Annotated in this window: 17 protein-coding genes; 5 read left to right on the top strand and 12 right to left on the bottom strand. The window is 62.0% G+C overall.

From position 1 onward, the window contains the following. Positions 1–180 precede the first annotated feature (180 nt). From metA to ACTNBU_RS10135, 6 genes are all read right to left on the bottom strand, one after another. On the bottom strand, positions 181–1,125 hold the full coding sequence (gene metA, locus ACTNBU_RS10160) for a homoserine O-acetyltransferase MetA (RefSeq protein ID WP_441033605.1): 945 nt from the start codon (positions 1,123–1,125) through the stop codon (positions 181–183). A gap of 13 nt (positions 1,126–1,138) precedes the next feature. Continuing rightward, entirely contained in the window at positions 1,139–2,425 is a 1,287-nt protein-coding gene (locus ACTNBU_RS10155; protein ID WP_441033602.1) for an O-acetylhomoserine aminocarboxypropyltransferase/cysteine synthase family protein, read from the bottom strand. A 410-nt stretch (positions 2,426–2,835) separates the two neighbouring features. Then, positions 2,836–3,654 (bottom strand): mechanosensitive ion channel family protein, encoded by an 819-nt coding sequence (locus ACTNBU_RS10150; RefSeq protein WP_441033600.1) that lies wholly within the window; start codon positions 3,652–3,654, stop codon positions 2,836–2,838. A gap of 69 nt (positions 3,655–3,723) precedes the next feature. Further along, entirely contained in the window at positions 3,724–5,043 is a 1,320-nt protein-coding gene (gene brnQ, locus ACTNBU_RS10145; protein ID WP_441033598.1) for a branched-chain amino acid transport system II carrier protein, read from the bottom strand. Positions 5,044–5,103: 60 nt separating this feature from the next. Then, positions 5,104–5,880, bottom strand: coding sequence for a uridine phosphorylase (gene udp, locus ACTNBU_RS10140; protein ID WP_441033595.1), 777 nt, complete (start codon positions 5,878–5,880; stop codon positions 5,104–5,106). 161 nt (positions 5,881–6,041) lie between these two features. Further along, entirely contained in the window at positions 6,042–6,470 is a 429-nt protein-coding gene (locus ACTNBU_RS10135) for a hypothetical protein (protein WP_441033592.1), read from the bottom strand. Between the two features lie 188 nt (positions 6,471–6,658). On the opposite strand from ACTNBU_RS10135, the gene htpG reads away from it, so the two are divergent. From htpG to ACTNBU_RS10115, 4 genes are all read left to right on the top strand, one after another. Then, complete coding sequence (htpG, locus tag ACTNBU_RS10130) at positions 6,659–8,554, top strand: molecular chaperone HtpG (protein ID WP_441033590.1); 1,896 nt, start codon at positions 6,659–6,661, stop codon at positions 8,552–8,554. Positions 8,555–8,690: 136 nt separating this feature from the next. Then, entirely contained in the window at positions 8,691–9,437 is a 747-nt protein-coding gene (locus tag ACTNBU_RS10125; protein ID WP_441033588.1) for an AAA family ATPase, read from the top strand. Between the two features lie 50 nt (positions 9,438–9,487). Then, positions 9,488–10,006 carry an HD domain-containing protein gene (locus ACTNBU_RS10120; protein WP_441033585.1) on the top strand — a complete coding sequence of 173 codons (519 nt, stop codon included), beginning with the start codon at positions 9,488–9,490 and terminating at the stop codon, positions 10,004–10,006. Further along, the gene (locus ACTNBU_RS10115) at positions 10,003–10,455 is read left to right on the top strand and encodes a low molecular weight protein-tyrosine-phosphatase (protein WP_441033582.1); all 453 of its coding nucleotides are present in this window, start codon (positions 10,003–10,005) and stop codon (positions 10,453–10,455) included. Before ACTNBU_RS10120 ends, ACTNBU_RS10115 begins: the two co-directional genes overlap by 4 nt. 212 nt (positions 10,456–10,667) lie before the next feature. Here the strand turns inward: ACTNBU_RS10115 and ACTNBU_RS10110 are convergent, their stop codons facing one another. Both ACTNBU_RS10110 and nifJ read right to left on the bottom strand, forming a co-directional pair. Then, the gene (locus tag ACTNBU_RS10110) at positions 10,668–12,668 is read right to left on the bottom strand and encodes an LTA synthase family protein (protein ID WP_441033581.1); all 2,001 of its coding nucleotides are present in this window, start codon (positions 12,666–12,668) and stop codon (positions 10,668–10,670) included. Positions 12,669–12,866: 198 nt separating this feature from the next. Next, a complete protein-coding gene (gene nifJ / locus ACTNBU_RS10105) occupies positions 12,867–16,421 on the bottom strand; it encodes a pyruvate:ferredoxin (flavodoxin) oxidoreductase (RefSeq protein ID WP_441033578.1) in 3,555 nt (1,184 codons plus the stop codon). 360 nt (positions 16,422–16,781) lie between these two features. On the opposite strand from nifJ, the gene ACTNBU_RS10100 reads away from it, so the two are divergent. After that, complete coding sequence (locus ACTNBU_RS10100) at positions 16,782–18,299, top strand: YifB family Mg chelatase-like AAA ATPase (protein ID WP_441033575.1); 1,518 nt, start codon at positions 16,782–16,784, stop codon at positions 18,297–18,299. A 132-nt stretch (positions 18,300–18,431) separates the two neighbouring features. On the opposite strand, the gene ACTNBU_RS10095 is transcribed toward ACTNBU_RS10100, so the two are convergent. The 4 genes from ACTNBU_RS10095 to ilvA form a co-directional block, all read right to left on the bottom strand. After that, complete coding sequence (locus ACTNBU_RS10095) at positions 18,432–18,743, bottom strand: hypothetical protein (RefSeq protein ID WP_441033573.1); 312 nt, start codon at positions 18,741–18,743, stop codon at positions 18,432–18,434. A gap of 18 nt (positions 18,744–18,761) precedes the next feature. Then, positions 18,762–19,613 carry an RsiV family protein gene (locus tag ACTNBU_RS10090; protein ID WP_441033570.1) on the bottom strand — a complete coding sequence of 284 codons (852 nt, stop codon included), beginning with the start codon at positions 19,611–19,613 and terminating at the stop codon, positions 18,762–18,764. A gap of 22 nt (positions 19,614–19,635) precedes the next feature. Next, the gene (locus ACTNBU_RS10085) at positions 19,636–20,112 is read right to left on the bottom strand and encodes an RNA polymerase sigma factor (RefSeq protein WP_441033567.1); all 477 of its coding nucleotides are present in this window, start codon (positions 20,110–20,112) and stop codon (positions 19,636–19,638) included. A gap of 123 nt (positions 20,113–20,235) precedes the next feature. Continuing rightward, positions 20,236–21,450: a threonine ammonia-lyase gene (gene ilvA / locus ACTNBU_RS10080; protein WP_441033564.1), complete on the bottom strand. Its 1,215-nt coding sequence runs from the start codon at positions 21,448–21,450 to the stop codon at positions 20,236–20,238. Between the last annotated feature and the right edge of the window lie 387 nt (positions 21,451–21,837).

The following is a 21,837-nucleotide window of genomic DNA, read 5'->3' as shown; positions in this document are numbered from 1 at the left end:
AATCGAATGTCTGCAAAAAGCCTGCGTTAGCAGGCGTTTGCGCCGCACAGCGGCAGATTTTCGGTCCGCAATTCGGGGCGTAAAAACAGACATTAATCATGCTGGCGGAAAAATCTATGGACTTTTTCGACAGCCTGCGGGAGGACGCCTTTGAGGCGTCCTCCCGTTTTATAATGTTGCTTATGCGTCCCGGTCCGTCCGCTTGCCGTAGCGGATGTCCTGGATGTCGAAGGGGGTGGTCTGGTAGACGAAGTAGTTCAGCCAGTTGCTGTACAGCAGATTGGCGTGGGCCCGCCAGCAGACCATGGGCTCCTGATGGGGGTCGTCGAAGGGGAAGTAGTTCTTAGGCAGGGCGATGGGCTTCCCCGCCGCCACGTCCCGGAGGTACTCCTGCTTCAAGGTGTCGCCGTCGTACTCCGAGTGGCCCATGATGAAGATCTGCTTTCCGCCCTTGGTGAAGGCGGCGTAGACGCCCGCCTCTGCAGAAGAAGCCAGGATCCGCAGAGCCGGCACCGCCTCAATGTCCGCCCGGCTGACGGTGGTGTGGCGGGAGTGGGGCACGTAGAACGAGTCGTCGAAGCCCCGGAACAGGATGGACTGCTTGTACTCCACGTTGTGGCGGAACACGCCGAACATCTTCTCCGGCAGCTCCCGCTTCTGGATGCCGTAGTGGTAGTACAGGCCCGCCTGGGCGCCCCAGCAGATGTGGAAGGTGCTGTGGACGTGGGTCTTGGTCCACTCCATGATGTCGCACAGCTCCTGCCAGTAGTCCACCTCCTCGAAGGGCATCAGCTCCACCGGCGCGCCGGTGATGATGCAGCCGTCGAAGTTGCGTTCCTTCACGTCGTCGAAGGTCTTGTAGAAGGCGTGGAGATGCTCCGGCGGGGTGTTGGTGGGCTCATGGCTCTTGGGGGCGATGAGCTCCAGCTCGATCTGCAGGGGAGTGTTGCCCAGCAGACGGCTCAGCTGGGTCTCCGTCTGGATCTTCTTGGGCATCAGGTTCACCAGCAGGATCTGCAGGGGGCGGATGTCCTGGGTGACGGCCTGTTCCTCGGTCATTACAAAGATGTTTTCCCGGTGGAGGGTCTCCACCGCCGGGAGATTGTTTGGAATTTTGATGGGCATGACGATCCGCCTCTCAATCCACCTGGTCCAGGGCCTGGCTGATGTCGGCGATGAGGTCGGCACTGCTCTCCAGGCCGCAACTCATCCGTACCAGACCGGCGGGGATGCCGGCGGCGGCCAGCTGCTCGTCGGTCATCTGACGGTGGGTGGAGCTGGCGGGATTCAGGCAGCAGGTCCGGGCGTCGGCCACATGGGTCTCAATGGCGGCCAGCTTCAGGTGCTTCATGAAGGTGCTGGCGGCGTCCCGTCCGCCCTTCAGCTCGAAGGACACCACGCCGCAGGAGCCGTTGGGCAGATACTTCTGAGCCACGGCATAATAGGGATCGCCGGGCAGGCCGCAGTAGCTGACGCTGGCCACCTTGGGATGGCTGTTCAGGAACTCCGCCACTGCCTGGCCGTTCTCACAGTGGCGCTTCATCCGGACGTGGAGACTCTCCAGGCCCAGGTTCAGGTAGAAGGCGTTCTGGGGAGACTGAATGGAGCCGAAGTCCCGCATGAGCTGGGCGGTGCATTTGGTGATGAAGGCGCCCTCCTTGCCGAACTTCTCGGCGTAGGTGATACCGTGATAGCTGTCGTCCGGGGTGCAGAGGCCGGGGAACTTGTCGGCGTGGGCCATCCAGTCGAACTTGCCGGAGTCCACGATGGCGCCGCCCACGGCGGCGCCGTGGCCGTCCATGTACTTGGTGGTGGAGTGGGTGACGATGTCGGCGCCCCACTCGAAGGGGCGGCAGTTGATAGGCGTGGCGAAGGTGTTGTCCACGATGAGGGGAACGCCGTGGGCGTGGGCCGCGGCGGCGAACTTCTCGATGTCCAGTACCGTCAGGGCCGGGTTGGCGATGGTCTCGCCGAAGACGGCCTTAGTGTTGGGGCGGAAGGCGGCGTTCAGCTCCTCCGCCGTGCAGTCCGGTGCCACAAAGGTCACCTCAATGCCCATCTTCGCCATGGTGACGGAAATCAGGTTGAAGGTACCGCCGTAGATGCTGGAGGAGGACACGATGTGGTCCCCGCAGGAGCAGATGTTGAACAGGGCGAAGAAGTTGGCCGCCTGACCGGAGGAGGTGAGCATGGCGGCGGTGCCGCCCTCCAGCTCGGCGATCTTCGCTGCCACGTAGTCGTTGGTGGGGTTCTGGAGACGGGTGTAGAAATAGCCGTTGGCCTCCAGGTCAAACAGCTTGCCCATGTCCTCGCTGGTGGCGTACTTGAAGGTAGTGGACTGGACAATGGGGATCTGCCGGGGTTCACCGTTGCCGGGGGTGTAGCCCCCCTGGACGCATCTGGTCTCGAGATCGTAGCTGCTCATGGGTAAAAAACGCTCCTTTCAATGTTTGGGGACGAAAAAAGGCTTCCGTCCCAAAGAGAACTTTGAGACGAAAGCCGAACATACGCTTCCGCGGTACCACTCAAATTGCGGCGGCCATCCGACCGTCCGCCCCTCATCAGGGCCCAGCAGCCCCTTCGCACTGACGCGGCGTACACGGAGGACCCTGACGGCGCACCGCGCCCTCGAATCCCCGGCTCAGGAGCCATAGGACCTGGAGACCCTTGCCGCCGGCTCGCACCATCCGCCGACTCTCTGGGGGCGCCTGTCTCCGTCCCTCTCCGTCATCGCTTTGGAACTATTATAGAAAGCGGACATGGATTTGTCAAGTGATTCAACCGCCGTGGGAAATGGAAACGGGGCCGTCCGGACAGGACGGCCCCGCGGGTACGTTATTTCTCCACGATATGGACGTTCAGGTGGTCGTAGGTCATCTCGACACCGGCCTCCGCGAAAGCGGTGCGGAGATTTTCGCCCAGGGCGAAGTAGGCGTCCCAGTACTTATCCGTGGGCACCCAGCAGAAGACGGTGTACTCGATGGAACTGGAGCCGTAGTTGGACAGGTACACGGAGGGGGCCGGGTCCTCCAGCAGGCCCGGCGTTCCGGCCAGGGCCGCCCGGCAGGCGGATTTCACCGCCTCCGTGGGGGCGTCGTAGGAGGCGGTGACCTTCTGGGTCACGCGACGGCGGCCCAGGGCGGTGTAGTTGGTGACCTGGGCCGCGGAAAGGGCCTTGTTGGGCAGCAGCACCGTCAGGCCGTCGGGCGTCACCAGCTTGGTGTGGTTCAGGGTGATCTCCTCCACGGTGCCGGAGGTGCCGCCGGCTTCCACAAAGTCACCGATGGTGAAGGGATGGGAGGTCAGGATCACCAGACCGCCGGCCATATTCCCGAGAATGTCCTCGGCGGCCAGGGCCAACGCCAGGGCGGCCACCGACAGCAGGGCCACCAGGGAGGTGGGATCGATGCCCAGCTGGTCCAGAATGGCGATGACATAGATGACGTACAGCACCAGCTTCAGGCCGGACAGCAGGTATTTCTGGATGCGGCCGTCCAGCTTGCTGTTAGACAGCAGGCGGTTGGCGATTTTCTGGATGACCCGGATGGCGATGAGGCCGATGACGATGGTCAGAACCAGGGCAATGAAGCCGGACAGGTCCAGGGGCTTCAACTGCACCTGGGACAGGGTTTCCGTAATCTCAGCAGTAGGCATGGGTAAAGATTCCTTTCTTGACAGTTCCCGTACAGACGGGGATTTTCAGATTTGCGGATGCAGGGGGCGTTATCCGCCGGTTTCCGGATCTCTGCCGCCCTTCAGTGGGAGGAGAAGTCCTGCCAGAGCGCCCAGAGCCGCGGGCAGAAGCCAGCCCAGGCCCGTCCCGTAGAGGGGCAGGGCCTCCGCCAGCGCCGTCAGGACGGGGAGGCGCAGCCCCGTCTGGTCCAGGGCGTAGAGGGTGCCGAACACCGCCGCCAATCCCACTGTCAGGGGGTAGAGGAGGGGCCTCTTCTGGAGCCAGTCCGGCAGGAAAGCCAGCAGGATCAGGGCGATGGCCGCGGGGTATAGACAGTTCAGCACCGGCACCGACAGCTTCAGGATCAGATTCAGTCCGGCGTTAGAGATGACGGCGCTGACCACGGCGAAGAACACGGCCCAGGACCGGTAGGAGAATCGAGGGAACAGTCCGGCAAAATACTGTCCGCAGCAGGAGATGAGACTGATGCAGGTGTTCAGGCAGGCGATGACGAAGATGGCCGCCAGGATCACGCTGCCTGCGGAGCCGAACAAAGATCGGGCCGCGCCGCTGAGGATCTGGGCGCCATTTTCCGCGGCGGGATCGCCGTGGGTGGCGCCGATATAGGTCAGAGCGCCGTAGACCGTCAGGAACAGCGCCGCCGCCAGCCAGCTGGCCCGGACGATGGAGCGGACCACATCCTTTGTCTCCGTCACGCCCTTGGCCTGGATGTTCAGCGTCAGCACGATGCCGAAGATCAGCGCGGCGATGGCGTCCATGGTCTGGTAGCCGTAGAGGAAGCCTTCGCCTGCGGGAGAGGCGGCATAGGCGGCGGTGGGCGTCTCCAGGGGGTGTCCCGCGTGGAGGAGACAGCCCACGAACAGCACGCCGATGAGCACCAGCAGCGTGGGGGCCAGCCGCTTGCCCAGCCAGTCCACCAGCTGGGAGGGCCGCAGGGCCAGGGACAGCGCCGCGGCGAAGAACACCACGGAGTACAGTGCCTGGAACAGCGCGGCGGGCGCGCCGGCGGGCAAGAAGGGCGTCACGGCCATCTCAAAGGAGGTGCTGGCCGTCCGGGGAATGGCCAGACAGGGGCCGATGGACAGGTAGATCAGCATGGTGAAGACGGCGGCGAACCGCTTTCCCACCCGGCCTGCCAGGACGGGGAGCCCGCCGGACCGGGCCACGGCGATGACGCCCAGAATGGGCAGTCCCACGGCGCTGACGGCCAGGCCCGCGAAGGCCCAGGGCACGGCGGTGCCTGCGGAGAGTCCCAGAACCGGCGGGAAGATGAGGTTTCCCGCGCCGAAGAACATGGAGAACAGGGTGATGCCAACAAAAAGCTGGTCTTTGCGGGACAGTCTGCGCATCAGAACGACCTCCATTTCCGCGGAGAAGACCGCGTAGATTCATGTTCGAGGGAAAGCGATTTACCGCGCCTGTTTCTCACGGTCCCGCAGGATGACCCGCTTCAGAGCCTCCACCGCCACCTTCACGGAGGCGGTGGTGTCCTCGGTCATCTTCTGGTCCAGGCCCGCGGCCTCCCGCTCCTGGTTCCAGACCACATGGAAGCAGGAGCCGCACCGGACATGGAGGGCGGCGGCCACCACGAACAGGGCCGCGGACTCCATCTCACTGGCTTTGACGCCAAGGCGCTTCCAGCTCTCCCATTTCTGCTTCAGCTCCCAGGACACCGGGGACAGCTCCGGGGAGTGCTGGCCGTAGAAGCTGTCCTTGCACTGGACCACGCCCGCGTGGGTGGGATAGCCCAACGCCCGGGAGGCCTCCACCAGACAGTTGGTCAGCTCCAGGTCCGGCACAGCGGGAAATTCGATGGGGGCGTACTCCAGGCTGGTGTGTTCATACCGGATGGCGCCGGTAGCCACCACCACGTCGCCGGCCTGCACGTCCAGGTCGATGCCGCCGCAGGTGCCGGTGCGGAGGAAGGTGTCCGCGCCGCACTTCACCAGCTCCTCCATGGCGATGGCGGCGGATGGGCCGCCGATGCCCGTGGAGCAGGCGGTGACCTTTTCGCCCAGAAGGGTCCCGGTCCAGACGTTGAACTCCCGGTTCTGGGCCACGGGATGGGCGCCGTCAAACAGGGCGGCAATGGCGGGCACCCGGCCCGGGTCTCCCGGCAGGATGCAGTAGCGACCCACGTCGCCGGGAACACAGTGGATGTGATATTGTTTTTCCAATGCCTGCATATCCAACACCTCGTATCAAATTTGATCTGCATCCGGCAATTTCCCGCCGGTGCGCAGGGTCCCTTGTTCACAGCATACCAGCTTTCCCGCCGCATTGCAATCACCGGGGCGGGAAAAAGCCGGTCCCGGAGCTTGCTCCGGGACCGGACGGATGAGAGCAGTCAGGTCTTCGCCCTGATCTGGGCGCCGCATTTGGGACAGGTGATGACGATGTTTCCCTTGCCCACCGGCACCCGGCAGATGGCCTTGCAGTTTTTGCAGGTGAAATACTTGTGCTCCTTGTCAGCGTGACGGGCCCAGGCGCCGCTGTTCTGCCCCTTGATCTTCCACCAGAAATTCAGCCACTTCTGGTTTTCCATCCGGCGCTTCCCCAGATTTTTGGAGAACATCCGGAACAGTGTCCAGACCCACAGCGCCAGACTGACATAGTAGAGGATGGTGGCGATGACGGCGAAATGGCGGCTCAGCAGAGAGGACACCAGCTCCAGAATAATGCAGATCCAGATGGACGCGATGCATAGCTGGTCCGGGCCGTTGCGGCCGTACATGAAGCGGGCCAGGGCATTGCCGATCCTGCGGAAAATACTCACGACATAAGACTCCTTTGACAAAAGACGGCCGTTTGGGCCGGAACGATCCGATATCTGTATTTTACACACAATTCATGCCCGGGGCAATGGGTTCTGCAAGGAATTTACAAATTGGTCATTTATTTGCGGAAATGGACGTGATATAATTTCCTCTGCTGTAAAAAAAGAAACAAAGGAGTGCATTCTCAATGGCAAAGAAACAGTTCAAAGCGGAATCCAAGCGCCTTCTGGACCTGATGATCAACTCCATCTACACCCACAAGGAGATCTTCCTCCGGGAGATCATCTCCAACGCCAGCGATGCCTGCGACAAGCTGTGCTACAAGGGCCTGACGGACGAGAACGTGAAGCTGGACCGGAAGGACTTCCACATCGACATCACCGTGGACAAGGACGCCCGCACCATCACCGTCTCCGACAACGGCATCGGCATGGATCGGGACGACCTGGAGAACAATCTGGGCGTCATCGCCTCCTCCGGCTCCTACAAGTTCAAGCAGGAAGTGGGAGACGATGCCAAGGACACCGACGTCATCGGTCAGTTCGGCGTGGGCTTCTACTCCGCCTTCATGGTTTCCGACCAAATCACCGTCCGGTCCCGGAAGTACGGCGCGGATGCCGCCTATGAGTGGCAGTCCTCCGGCGCCGACGGCTACACCATTACCGAGTGTGACAAGGCGGAAGTGGGCACGGACATCATCATGCACATCAAGGAGGACACCGAGGAGGAGAACTACGGCGAGTTCCTGGAGGAGTGGAAGCTCCAGGATCTGGTGCGGCGGTACTCCGACTATATCCGCTTCCCCATCCGCATGGAGGTCTCCAAGACCCGGAAGAAGGAGGACAGCCCCGACGACAAGCCGGAGTACGAGACCTATCGGGAGCAGGAGACTCTGAACTCCATGGTGCCCATCTGGCAGCGGCCCAAGTCCGAGGTCACCAAGGACGAGTACGACAAGTTCTACCGGGACAAGTTCAGCGACTACACCGCTCCCCAGAGCGTCATCACCGTGTCCGTGGAGGGCGCCGTCACCTACAAGGCCCTGCTGTTCATCCCCGGTGCCACGCCCTTCGACTTCTACTCCAAGGACTATGAGAAGGGCCTCCAGCTCTACTCCAACGGTGTTCTCATCATGGACAAGTGCGCCGACCTGCTGCCGGACCACTTCCGGTTCGTCCGGGGCGTGGTGGACTCCCCGGACCTGTCCCTGAACATCTCCCGGGAGCTTTTGCAGCATGACCGCCAGCTGAAGGTCATGGCCTCCAACATCGAGAAGAAGATCAAGGCCGAGCTGGTGCGGATGATGAAGGACGACCGGCCGGGCTACGAGACGTTTTGGAAGAACTTCGGTCGTCAGCTGAAATACGGTCTGGTGGCGGACTATGGCGCCCACAAGGACCAACTCCAGGACCTAATGCTGTTCTGGTCCTCCACGGAGAAGAAGCTGGTAAGCCTGGACGAGTACGTCACCCGCATGAAGGAGGACCAAAAGGTCATCTACTACGCCCCCGGCGAGAACGTCAACGCCATCGACAAGATGCCCCAGATCGAGGGATTGAAGGACGACGGCGTGGAGATCCTCTACTTCACCGAGGAAGTAGACGAGTTCGCCGCCCAGATGATGCACGCCTACAAGGAAAAGGAGTTCCGCTCCGTGCTGGACGGCGAGATTGAGGACAGCGGTGAGAAGAAGGACGGCGAGGACAAGCCCGCTGAGGACGCCCATCAGGCCGCGCTGGACTTCGTGAAGGAGGCTCTGGGCGACCAGGTGAAGGAGGTCAAGGCCTCCAAGAAGCTAAAGTCCCATCCCGTCTGCCTCACCGCCGGCGAGGGCCTGAGCTTCGAGATGGAGAAGTATCTGAATTCCGTCCAGCCGGAGCATCCCATCAGGGCGGACCGCATTCTGGAACTGAACACCCAGCACCCGGCCTTCGCCGCCCTGGAGAAGGCCGTCACCGACGATCCGGAGCTGGCGAAGAAGTACGCCGCCCTGCTGTTCGACCAGGCGCTGCTCATCGCGGGCCTGCCTCTGGAGGACCCCTCCGGCTACACGGATCTGGTGTGCGAGCTGCTGATGAAATAACGGACCGCCCCCCGCGGACGGAAAACCACAGGCCGCCGGAACGTCTCACGGACGTTCCGGCGGCTTGCCTCTTTTTCTTTTTTCGATTCTGTGATATCATGGACCCAATGCGGCGCATTGGGAGAGGGGGCGTACCATGGAGCGGAACTATATCCGGGGCGTGCGGCTGAACCAGCTGCCACCGGAGGGCTCTTATCTCCGGGACTTGCCGGTGGTGCGGAGTCTTGCGGCCCTGGGGACGCTGGAACTGACAAGGCCCGTCACCTTCCTGGTGGGGGAGAACGGCACGGGCAAATCTACCCTGCTGGAGGCTGTGGCCGTGGCGGCGGGCTTCAACGCCGAGGGCGGGACCCGGAACTTTCAGTTCTCCACCGCCCGCACGGAGTCGGACTTGCACCAATACCTCACCCTCATCCGGACCATCTCGCCCCGGGACGGCTATTTTCTCCGGGCGGAGAGCTTCTACAACGCCGCCAGCTATCTGGACGAGCTGGACCGGACGCCCTTCTGCGGCGGCGCCCTGGCCAGCTACGGCGGCAAGTCCCTTCACCAGCAGTCTCACGGTGAGAGCTTTCTGGCGCTGGTGGAGAACCGCTTCGGCGGCGACGGACTGTATCTGCTGGACGAGCCGGAGGCGGCGCTGTCCCCCTCCCGTCAGCTGTCCCTACTGACGGTGATGCACGAACTGGAGGGGAGACACTCCCAGTTTCTCATCGCCACCCACTCCCCCATCCTCATGGCCTATCCGGGGGCGGAGGTGCTGGAGCTCAGCGGGGCGGGCATCCGGTCCGTGGACTACCGGCAGACGGAGCACTATCAGCTCACCCGCCGGTTTCTGGAGGACCCGGAGCGGATGTTCCACTATCTGTTCGGGGAACCATAGAAAAACAGCCCGGCGTGGACCGCGCCGGAACAGGAAAGGAAGATCGCGCAATGAACAGACAGCACGCGGAGCTGATCCGCGCCATGGTGGACTACGACCGGGGCGACCCCATGCGCATCCACCACTTTTTGAAGGTACACGATCTGGCGGCGGCCATCGGGACGCTGGAGGGGCTGGACCCGGAGACCCAGTTCATTCTGGAGACGGCGGCCATCCTCCACGACATCGGCATCCACGTCAGCGAGGAGAAGTATGGTTCCAGCAACGGGAAGTATCAGGAAAAGGAGGGCCCGGCAGAGGCGGAAAAGCTGCTGCGGGGTCTGGGCGGCTACACGGAGGAACAGATCGGCCGGGTGAAGTATCTCGTCGCCCACCACCACACCTACGGCAATATGGACGGCTTGGACTATCAGATCCTGGTGGAGGCGGACTTCCTGGTGAACCTCTATGAGGACAATGAGAGTCCGGAGACGGTGGCCAATGTCCGCCGGAAGATCTTCAAAACCGCGACTGGGACCCGTCTGCTGGACGATCTGTACGCCCCGGAGAGAAAGCAGGTGCTGGCATGACAAGAGTGCTGTTCGTCTGCCTGGGGAACATCTGCCGATCCCCCATGGCGGAGTGCATTTTCAAGGACATGGTGGAAAAACGGGGGCTGTCCGGGAAGTTCTTCATCGACTCCGCCGCCACCAGCACGGAGGAACTGGGCAATCCCATCTATCCTCCCGCCAGACGGAAGCTGACGGCCATGGGCGTGCCCCTCACCGGCCACCGCGCCCGGCAGATGACCCGGAGCGATTACCGGGACTTTGACCTGATCCTGGGCATGGAGACCGCCAACATCCGGAACATCCTCCGCATCACCGGCGGAGACCCGGAGGGGAAGGTCCGGCGCCTGCTGGATTATACGGACCGGCGCCGGGACATCGACGACCCGTGGTACACGGACGACTTCGACACCGCCTATCGGGAGATCGCCCAGGGCTGCGAAGCCCTGCTGGCGTCGCTGGAGAAATAACGGAACACGCGGCGGCCTGAAAAGGCCGCCGCGTGTGTTTCTCCGGCGCGGGATCGGATGGGAATTATACGAAAACTGATGAAAACGGTTGAAACCGTTTGATAGCGCGAAGCGCGTTCAGTTTTTATGAGACGCCGAATTGTGCCTCTACACAATTCACGCGTGCGCAGCACGCGGGATTCTTGATGAAATTTTTTCATCAAGAATCCGTATTACTCCGTGTCGCTGAGGATCTCATGATGGGTGTCCACCACACTGATGTAGAGGTCATCCACCGTCAAAACGCCCGGGTCTTCCTCCAGCTTCAGCAGAGTACCGCAGATATAGTCCGTTTTCAGCAGGTTGCCGTCCACCGTGACCTCGCAGTAGGGGCTGAAATTCTCGCCCTGAATGTACCAGACGCCGCCGCGCTCGAACATATTGGTGATCCGGATGGGAACGCAGCCCATCTGCATGTCCGTGGGTGCATAGGGCGTCTCGCCGCCGTACAGATACCGCTGGCCGTACAGCACGTCGTACTGGAGCTTCCGCAGGTCCGTGCGGTAGGTCAGCTGCTGCTGGCAGCGCTGGTGGAAGCGGTTCATGATGCCCTCAGTGATGCCCAGCTGTCCCAGTACGTCGGCGGAGAGCTGGAAGGCGTAGACATCCTGATCGTTCTCCTCCAGACCGAAGTTGTTCCAGACGACGTATCTGGTCTTGAACAGGCTGCCGGAGGCCATGTCTCTGGCCCGCAGGTTCAGAGAGGGCAGGTGGTCGCCGTACAGCACCAGCACCGTCTTTTCCTCCCACTGGGACAGGGCGTTTACCAGCTGCTCCACGAACTGGTCCATCTCATGGATCTGGTTGACGTAATACTCCACAGAGCTGGCGTTGATGTGGTCGGGACAGGCGGTGACCGTCACGGCGGGATGCTCCAGCAGCGGCGTCTTGGGATAGCTGCCGTGGCCCTGGACGGACACGGTGAACACCAGATCCGGCTGGTCCTCGGTGGCGCCCATGGCATTCAGGATCTGATCAGTGAGGATGTAGTCCCGGCACCAGCCCTTGGGGTTCTTCTGGGTCAGGGGCATGTATTCCAGGGAGGTGAAGTCGTCAAACCCCAGGTTGGCGTAGACGATGTTCCGGGTGTAGAAAGTGGCCCGGTGGTTGTGGATGGCGTGGGTGGCGTAGCCCAGGGCGGAGAGGTCGTAGGCCACGGACTCCACGGTGTTGTTTTGCAGGCAAGTCTTGTAGGGGTACTCGCCGGGACCGAAGACCCGGCTGCTCATGCCGGTGAGCATCTCGAACTCCGTGTTGGCGGTGCCGGCACCCACCACCGGGACGGTGAGATAGCCGGAGGAGAACTCTTCCTCCAGCGTATGCCAGAAGGGCAGCGGGTCCTCTGACAGCTCCAGCCCCTGGATGTCCGCCGGGTCCATGAAGGACTCCAGCTGGACATAGACCACGTTGACGTCGGTTTGGGCCGTGGTATCCCCGGCGGAGCCGGAGGGCTCCGTCTCCCGGAGGATGCGCTGCATGTCGCTCTCGCTGTAGCCCGCGGGCTGGCGAATGCCCTTGTTCAGCCAGGTCTGGAGAAAACAGTAGGAGAAGCCGAAGTCCTCATAGGCAAAGGCCAGGTTGGAGAATACCGTGGAGAGCTGATCCAGCCGGAAGGCCAGCTGCCAGCAGCCCGTCAGCGCAACGGCGGTGACCGCCAGCGACGCCAGACCGGCAAGGACCCGGCGGCGGAGCGGCAGTTGATTCCGGGGGCCTTTCCAGAGGAGAAGCACCAGTCCCGCCAGCAGCAGCGCCACGGCGGCGGCCAGCAGAATGATGTAGCCGGTGGAGAGGTAGTTGGGCAGGGTGTCCAGTCCCGTGTTCAGCACCGTCAGATCCGCGGTGGTGAAGGGCGTCATCCGGTTCAGCAGGATGAAGCCATTGACGGCGCCGCCCATGAGCCATACCGCCGACACCAGAACGCACCAGAAGACCCTGCGCCGGAGCAGCAACGCCGGCAGCAGTGTCAGTAGAACCAGCAGAACGTCCACCGCGAAGGCCAGGGGGTGGTGGGACAGAAATCTCCACAGGGAGGTAAAGCCGCCGGTGAAGGTCTTGTGGTTGAACATCTCCACGATAAGCGTGTCGGCCAGAGCCGCCAGCAGAATATACAGAAACGCGATGCACCGCGTCGGACGCCGCTGCTTCACAGCGGCGGAAGCGTCATGTGTGCGCATGAAGATCCCCTCTTTCCTGTCGGAGAGATTATAGACCATCCGCCCGGAGGTTTCCATGAATTTTCCGCAAATTCTTTCGTTATTTTTTACAAAAATATGCTGTTTTCCATGCCTTAGCGGCTGAAAAGAGGAGAAAAGCGCAGAAAAGGACCACGGGTGAAAACCCGTGGTCCTTTTTGGATGCGTATGGGAGAGGGATTACTCCGCATACATGGCCTTCAGCTTCAGCAGGTGCTGATAGCGATCCATGGCGTTCTTCTCGTTGCGCTCGAACAGCTCGCCGGCACGGTCGGGGAACTCGCGGGTCAGACGAGAGTAGCGGGCCTCGTTCATCAGGAACTCCTGATAGCCGCCAGCGGGCTCCTTGGAGTCCAGGGTGAACTTGGCGCCCTCAGCGGCGGGATTGAAGCGGAACAGGTTCCAGTAGCCGCAATCCACAGCACGCTTCATTTCCTTCTGGCAGTTCATCATGCCGCCCTTGATGCTGTGCATCTCGCAGGGAGCATAGCCGATGATCAGGGAGGGACCGGGATAGGCCTCGGCCTCCTGAATGGCCTTCAGGGTCTGAGCGGGGTTGGCGCCCATGGCGACCTGAGCCACGTAGATGTAGCCGTAGGACATGGCGATCTCAGCCAGGGACTTCTTCTTGATCTCCTTACCGGCAGCAGCGAACTGGCAGACCTGGCCGATGTTGGAGGCCTTGGAAGCCTGTCCGCCGGTGTTGGAGTAGACCTCGGTGTCGAACACGAAGATGTTCACATCGTTGCCGGAGGCCAGGACGTGGTCCACGCCGCCGAAGCCGATGTCGTAGGCCCAGCCGTCGCCGCCGAAGATCCACATGGACTTCTTGGCCAGGAACTCCTTGTCAGCCAGGATCTCGCGACCCAGCTTGCAGGCGTCACAGGGGCAGTCGGGTTTCACAGCGGCTTCCAGAGCGGCAATGTACTTCTTGGCGGCGTCGCCGTTGGTCTTGCCGTCTTCCATGGTGTCCAGCCACTCCTGGCCGGCGGCCTTGATGGCCTCGTCGGTGTACTGGACAGCGATGATCTGCTTCGTCAGATCGGCCAGACGGTTGCGGGTGGCCTGCTGGCCCAGATACATGCCCAGGCCGTGCTCGGCGTTATCCTCGAACAGGGAGTTGGACCAGGCGGGACCATGGCCTTCCTTGTTGGTGCAGTAGGGAGAGGTAGCGGCGGGACCGCCCCAGATGGAGGAGCAGCCGGTGGCGTTGGAGATGTACATCCGGTCGCCGAACAGCTGGGTGATCAGGCGGGCATAGCTGGTCTCGGCGCAGCCGGCGCAGGAGCCGGAGAACTCCAGCATGGGCTGCCGGAACTGGCTGCCCTTGACGGTGTTGTCCTGCATGTCCTTCTTCTCGGAGACCTTGTCGACGCAGTAGTTGAACACATCCTGCTGAGCGGCCTCCTGCTCCTGGGGAACCATGGTCAGAGCGCCCACGGGGCACTGGCCCACGCAGACGGCGCAGCCCATGCAGTCCAGCGGAGAGACGGCCATGGTGTACTGATAGACGCCCTTGCCCTTACCGGCCTTGACGGGAACGATCTTGGCGGCGGCGGGAGCGTTCTGAGCCTCTTCCTCAGTCAGAGCGTAGGGACGGATGGTGGCATGGGGGCAGACATACGCGCAGTTGTTGCACTGGATGCACTTGGCGGCGTCCCAGGTGGGAACGCTCACGGCCACGCCGCGCTTCTCGTAAGCGGCGGCGCCCAGCTCGAACTGGCCGTCCACATGCTTGACGAAAGCGGAGACGGGCAGGCTGTCGCCGTCCATCTTGCCGACGGGGTTGAGGATGGTCTTGACCTGCTCTACCAGCTCGGGCTTGCCCTCCAGCACGGTGGTGTCGGGGGTATCCACGGCGTCGGCCCAGTCAGCGGGCACATCGAACTTCTTGTAGGCGGTGGCGCCGGCGTCGATAGCCTTGTGGTTCATGTCGACCACGTCCTGGCCCTTCTTCAGGTAGGAGTGGGTGGCGGCGTCCTTCATGTACTGGATGGCCTCGGCCTGAGGCATGACATTGGCCAGAGAGAAGAACGCGGACTGCAGGATGGTGTTGGTGCGCTTGCCCATGCCGATCTTGGCAGCCAGGTCGATGGCGTCGATGGTGTAGACCCGGATGTTGTTCTTGGCGATGTAGCGCTTGGAGGCGGCGTCCAGCTTCTCGCTGAGCTCCTTGTCATCCCACTGGCAGTTGATGAGGAAGGTGCCGCCGGGCTTCACGTCGCGGACAATGGGGAAGCCCTTGGCGATGTAGGCGGGCACGTGGCAGGCCACGAAGTCGGCCTTGTTGATATAATAAGAAGACTTGATGGGCTTGTCGCCGAAGCGCAGGTGGCTGACGGTGACGCCGCCGGTCTTCTTGGAGTCATACTGGAAGTACGCCTGAACATACTTGTCGGTATGGTCGCCGATGATCTTGATGGAGTTCTTGTTGGCGCCGACGGTGCCGTCGCCGCCCAGACCCCAGAACTTGCACTCGATGGTGCCGGCAGCGGCAACACCGGGAGCGGGCTTCTCCTCCAGGCTCAGGTTGGTGACATCGTCCACAATGCCCAGAGTGAACTGGTGCTTGGGAGCGTCCTTCTTCAGCTCGTCATACACGGCGAACACGGAGGAGGGAGGCGTATCCTTGCTGCCCAGACCATAGCGGCCGCCGATGACGGTCATGCCGCTGAAGCGGCCGGCATTGGCCAGAGCGGTGACAACGTCCATGTACAGGGGCTCGCCCTGGGAGCCGGGCTCCTTGGTGCGGTCCAGAACGGCCAGCTTCTTGCAGGTAGCGGGAATGGCCTCCAGCAGACGGTCGGCGGCGAAGGGACGATACAGGTGGACCTTGACCATACCGACCTTCTCACCCTGAGCGGTCAGATAGTCGATGACCTCCTCGGCCACGTTGCAGATGGAGCCCATGGCGATGATGACGCGGTCAGCGTCGGGAGCGCCATAGTAATTGAACAGCTTGTAGTCGGTGCCCAGCTTGGCGTTGATCTTGTCCATGTACTTCTCAACAACGGCGGGCAGGGCCTCATAGTAGGGGTTGCAGGCCTCGCGGTGCTGGAAGAAGATATCGCCGTTCTCATGAGAGCCGCGCATGTTGGGGCGCTCGGGATTCAGGGCGTGCTTGCGGAACGCGGCCACGGCGTCCATGTCGCACATCTCCTTCAGATCCTCGTAATCCCACACGGCGACCTTCTGGATCTCGTGAGAGGTACGGAAACCATCGAAGAAGTTGATGAAGGGAACGCGGCCCTCAATGGCGGCCAGATGGGCCACGGGAGCCAGGTCCATGATCTCCTGGACGTCGTTCTCGCACAGCATGGCGAAGCCGGTCTGACGGCAGGCCATGACGTCGGAGTGATCGCCGAAGATGTTCAGAGCGTGGGTGGCCACGGTACGGGCGGACACGTGGAACACGCAGGGCAGCAGCTCGCCGGCGATCTTGTACATATTGGGGATCATCAGCAGCAGGCCCTGAGACGCCGTGTAGGTGGTGGTCAGAGCACCGGCGGCCAGAGAGCCGTGGACGGTACCGGAAGCACCGGCCTCGGACTGCATCTCGCACACCTTGACGGTGGTGCCGAAGATGTTCTTCCGGCCGTTGGCAGACCACTGGTCCACCATGTCTGCCATGGGAGAGGACGGGGTGATCGGATAGATACCCGCCACTTCGGTAAATGCGTAGCTGACGTGGGCAGCCGCGGTATTACCGTCCATGGACTTGAACTTTCTTGCCATAAACTTACCTCCTATAATTTGCTGTTCGAGCAACAGCATGTTGACGGAACCATGAGATCCGGCAGGCCGCGGACCGGCCTGTCAAATTTCAAGCAATCGTATTATAGCACCTGAGAGTTTCAATGTAAATGATTCAATTGTCATTTTTTCTGCAATTTTTTGTTTTTTTGTAGAAAGAACAAATCAACCGGGCGCTTTTCGTCACTATTTTCGTTTTCTTATTTCGCTTTTCGTCATGTTGTGGTAAACTGTTTTTGAAATCCGGGGCGGTTTTTACAGGTGTGTTTTCCAACTTGGAGTTCATACAACAGCGCCTGCATCCAACTGCTGCCGGCACTGGAAAATAAAGGGGGATCTATTATGGTGGTCACCGTCCGGTCCATGGGACTGTCGGGACTGAAGGGATATGAGGTCAGCGTGGAGTGCTTCCTCTCCGGCGGCCTGCCGGCTTTCGATATTGTGGGGCTGCCCGACGCCGCCGTCCGGGAGGCCCGGGAGCGGGTCCGGGCGGCGGTGAAGAACTGCGGGGCCAAATTTCCGGTGAGCCGCATCACCGTGAACCTTGCCCCCGCCGGACAGAAGAAGGAGGGCACGATCTACGATCTGCCCATCTTCGTAGGACTGCTGACGGCGGCGGGGGAGCTGCGGCGTCTGCCGCCGGACGCGGCTTTCATCGGAGAGCTGTCCCTCACCGGGGCGCTGCGTGGCGTCAACGGCGTGCTGCCCATGGCCCTGGCCGCGAAGGCGGCGGGCATCCGGCGGCTGTTCGTTCCGGCGGTGAACGCGGCGGAGGCCACCCTGGCCGGGGGACTGACGGTGTACGGCGTACCGGATGTGACGGCATTGCTGGACCATCTCCGGGGAGATACGCCGCTATCCCCCGCCCCGGTCTGGGAGCCGGAGCCGTCGGAGACCGCTCTGCCGGACTTCCGGGACGTAATGGGGCAGGAGCATGTCAAGCGGGCAATGGAGGTGGCCGCCGCCGGCGGACACAATCTCCTGCTCATCGGCTCTCCCGGCGCGGGAAAATCCATGCTGGCCAAGCGGCTGCCCTCCATCCTGCCGGACATGAGCCGGGAGGAGTCTCTGGAGACATCGGCCATCTGGTCCGTGGCGGGTTTGCTGGACAGGAGTCATCCTTTACTGACGGCCCGGCCCTTCCGATCGCCCCATCACACCGCCTCCTCGGCGGCACTGGCGGGAGGCGGCCCCCTCATGCGGCCGGGGGAGATCTCCCTGGCCCACAACGGCGTGCTGTTTCTGGACGAGCTGCCGGAGTTCCGCCGGGACGTGCTGGAGACCATGCGTCAGCCCCTGGAGGACGGCACCGTCACCGTGGCCCGGGCCGGTGGCACCCTCCATCTCCCGGCGCGGTTCCAGCTGGTGTGCGCCATGAACCCCTGCCGGTGCGGCTGGCGGGGGCATCCCTCCGGAAAGTGCACCTGCTCGGACCGGGAGGTGCAGCGATATGTGGAGAAGATCTCCGGCCCGTTGATGGACCGCATCGACCTCCACGTCAACGTCCCGTCGGTGGAGTACGAGGCCATGCAGCGGAAGGAGACGCCGGAGTCCTCCGCGGACATCAAGCGCCGGGTGGACGCTGCCCGCGCGATCCAGACCCGGCGCTTCGCCGGAACGGGGGTCGCCTGCAACGCCCATATGACGCCGCCCATGGTGGGGACCTTCTGCCGTCTGGACAGCGCCGGCGAGACGCTGATGAAAAACGCCTTTGAGCGCATGGGCCTGACGGCCCGGTCCCATGACCGCATTCTGCGGGTGGCCCGTACCATCGCCGACCTGGACGGCGACGAGGACATCAGCGCCGTCCATCTGGCGGAGGCCATCCAGTACCGGAACACGGATATTTTAAAGGGGTGAGCGGCAGGGACGTTTGACGGATCGTGCGAAAAAGCGACCGGAGACGCAGAATTATGAAAAGGAAACCCCATCCCGGTAGTGAAGGGATGGGGCTTTCTGATTCATTTGTTGAAAGGTCGGATGCGGTCTGACTCAGTCCGCGGCTTCCACGGAGAGAATCTGGCCGGTGAAGCTGTCCACCACGGACAGCTCTCCCGTGTAGGTCACTGTCACGCGGTCCCCAATCTTCTGGTCATCCAGACCCTCCGGCGCGCTGCCGTCAAAGGTGAGGGCGTAGCTTTCACCCTGGTCATCCGTGACTACGAACATAAAGTCCTTGACTTCATCCAGCGTGCCGGTGAGGGTCCTTTGCTCCTCAACAGTGTCCTGGGCCTTCTGCGTGCCGCATCCGGCACAGATCAGCAGCAATGCCGCCAGAAAACACACGGCGATGCGTTTTATCATAGTAGTTCCCCCAAAAGATCATTTCAAAAATGGTTCGTATACGCTGCGGCCGATGGTAAACTCCGGCATCCCCATAGAGCCCGGCGCGATCTCGTACTCGTCGAACACCAGCACCAGACCGCCGTTCCCGTCGAAATAGTAGTTCCGTCCGGTATCGATGCCGGTGAACTCCTCTGGGAAGTAGGTGACGCCGTTTTCCGGGTCCTCCTGCTCCGTCATCTGGCGCAGGACCTCCTCTGTCAGGGCCTCCGCCCAGCCGGAGTCGGGACGGAACAGCTCCTCAAGGGGCACCACCGCGTCGGCGGCCTTGTCGATGTTGTAGAACCGGCTGAACTGATAGCCGCTGGCCATGGTCTCCACGGCGTCCACCCGGAGGGTGAACCAGTCCTCCGTGTCTGTGACCACGCTGTAAGTCACGTCCAGGGACTCATAGCTCTCGCCCAGGGTGGCGCAGTCCGCCTGGAACTGCTCCGTCAGGCGGTCAACATACGCCTGGACGTCCGCGTTGACGGCGGCGGCCGCATTGCCCGCAGCCTGGATCCGGGGCGTCTCCACATCCGCCTGACCGTGGCCGTCGTCATAGGTGTAGTGGCGGAAGGTGATGACCTCCACCACCGGCCCCAGAAGGGGCAGATCTTCCAGAAACGCCGCCGCGCCGGCGGAGAGATTGGGGACTGCCACAAATACGGCCAGCGCCGCCGCCACACCGGCGGCCCAGTGGGTCAGGGAGCGCTTTTTCCTGACGCGTCCGGTTGTCTCCTTCAGGGAGGCGCAGGCGGCGAACACCCTGCCGGGGTAATCCTCCGGCAGACGGAAGTCCTCTGTCCGTGCGCGCTCCCGCATTGCTTTGTCAAATTCCTGATCGTTCATTGAAAATCCTCCATACTGCCGTTCAGGTCATCAGCCGCCGCAGACGGTCCCGGCCCCGGCTGAGCCGGGTCTTCACCGCCGGCTCCGACAGGGACAGGACCCGGGCGATCTGACGGATCGTGAGATCCTCGTAGTAGAACAGGGTGATGGGCGCCTGCAAGTCCTGGGGCAGCTGCTCCACCGCCTGCCGCAGCGTCAGGGACTCCGCTGTGTCACGGGTCTCGGCCGGCAGGATGTCCGCTACCTCCGTCAGGTCCACGGTGGGCTTCTCCTGACGGCGGAGGGTGTAGCATTGATTCACCAGAATGCGCAGGAGCCAGGGCTTGAATTTTTCCGGGTCCCGGAGCGTGTCCAGCCGGGTATAGGCGGAGAGAATGGCCTCCTGTACCGCGTCCTCCGCGTCCTCGTCACTGGACAGGATGGCACGGGCCGTGCGGAACAGGGACGTCTGGTGGCAGATGACCTGCTGGGTGAACCAGGCTTTTGTGGTGGGCTTCATGGCGCCGCGCCTCCCTTCTTGTTTTTGACCGGTCTGTTATTAAGACGCGCCGGGGCCGGAAAAGGTGACAGCCCGGAGAGAATTTTTCTCTCCGGGCTGGTGTGTACGGCGGAAAACCGCTTCTCAGAAGCTGTCGGTGCGGACCTCCATGGCGTCGTAGCCGCTGGCGCTGAGGGCGCCCAGGATCTTCTCCTTGTGGCTGTGGCCGAAGGCCTCCAGCGTCACCTTCAGCTCCACGGCGCTCTGGCGGTTGATGGAGACGAACTGGTTGTGCTCCAGCTTGATGATGTTGCCGTCCTCCTCGGCGATGATGCGGGCCACGTTCAGCAGCTCACCGGGCCGGTCCGGCAGATGGACGGAGAAGGTGAACACCCGGCCCCGGTTGATGAGGCCGTGCTGGATCAGGGAGGACATGGTGATGACGTCCATGTTGCCGCCGGACAGCACGGACACCACGTTCTGATCCCGGCAGTCCAGATGGGTCAGGGCGGCGATGGTCAGCAGGCCTGCGTTCTCCACCACCATTTTGTGCTTTTCCGTCATGTCCAGGAAGGCGTCCACCAGCTCATCGTCCCGGATGGCGATGACCTCGTCCACGTTGGCCTGGATGTAGGGGAAGACCTTGTCGCCCGGTGTCTTCACAGCCACGCCGTCGGCGATGGTGTCCACCTTGGGCAGGGTAACGACATGGCCCGCCTTCAGGCTCTCGGACATGGAGGCAGCGCCTGCCGGTTCCACGCCGATGACCTTCACGTTGGGATTCAGCAGCTTCGTCAGGGTGGACACGCCCGCTGCCAGTCCGCCGCCGCCGATGGGCACAAGGATCACGTCCACGTCCGGCAGGTCGGAGAAGATCTCATAGGCGATGGTGCCCTGGCCGGTGGCCACCGTCAGGTCGTTGAAGGGGTGGACGTAGGTCAGACCCTCCTCGGCGGAGAGTTTGGCGGCCAGCTCCGCCGCATCGTCAAAGGTGGCGCCATGGAGCAGGACCCGTGCGCCGTAGTCCTTGGTGTTGTTCACCTTCACCAGGGGCGTGGTGGTGGGCATGCAGATGGTGGCGGGGACACCGGCCTTCTGGGCGGCGTAGGCCACACCCTGGGCGTGGTTTCCGGCGGAGGCGGTGACCAGACCCCGGGACTTCTGCTCCTTCGACAGGGTGGAGATGGTATAGTATGCGCCCCGAATCTTGTAGGCGCCGGTGACCTGCATGTTCTCCGGCTTCAGATACACGGAATTTCCGGAGGCTTTGGACAAAGCGGGAGAGTGGATCAGATGGGTCTCGTTGATAACGCCCTTCAGCACGTTCCGGGCGGTTTTGAAATCTTCCAGTGTCATCATGGCGCAAGGGCTCCTTTTCAATTTAAACTGCCAAAGGACAGAGTTGCGTTCCTCATTGTACCGGCTTTTTCCGGAGATGTCAACCGGTTCCAGCGGGGATAAAGCAGGAAAAATTTCAATTTTCTGTGTTTTTTCCTGTTCGGGCCTGAGGAAGCGCCGCGGCGGAGATTCCGGACGGGGAGACCGCAAGTTTTTCTTTCCGTTTTTCCGGGTATGTGATATCATAGCAGAGTGAAATGACCGCCCCGCCCGGCGCGGGAGCGTGTATCGACATCAACAGGAGTCCTGCAAACAAAAGTCAATAGCTGAAATGAAAAAAGTCCCGCAAAATTTGCGCGACTGAAAAAGGGCATAACAAAACAGACTGGAGAAAAAGCTTCGCCAGCC

It is taken from the genome of Dysosmobacter sp. HCP28S3_G4, from assembly GCF_052065175.1.
In the GTDB taxonomy this organism is placed as follows: Bacteria; Bacillota; Clostridia; order Oscillospirales; family Oscillospiraceae; genus Oscillibacter.
This window is presented reverse-complemented; position numbering and strand designations above follow the sequence as displayed.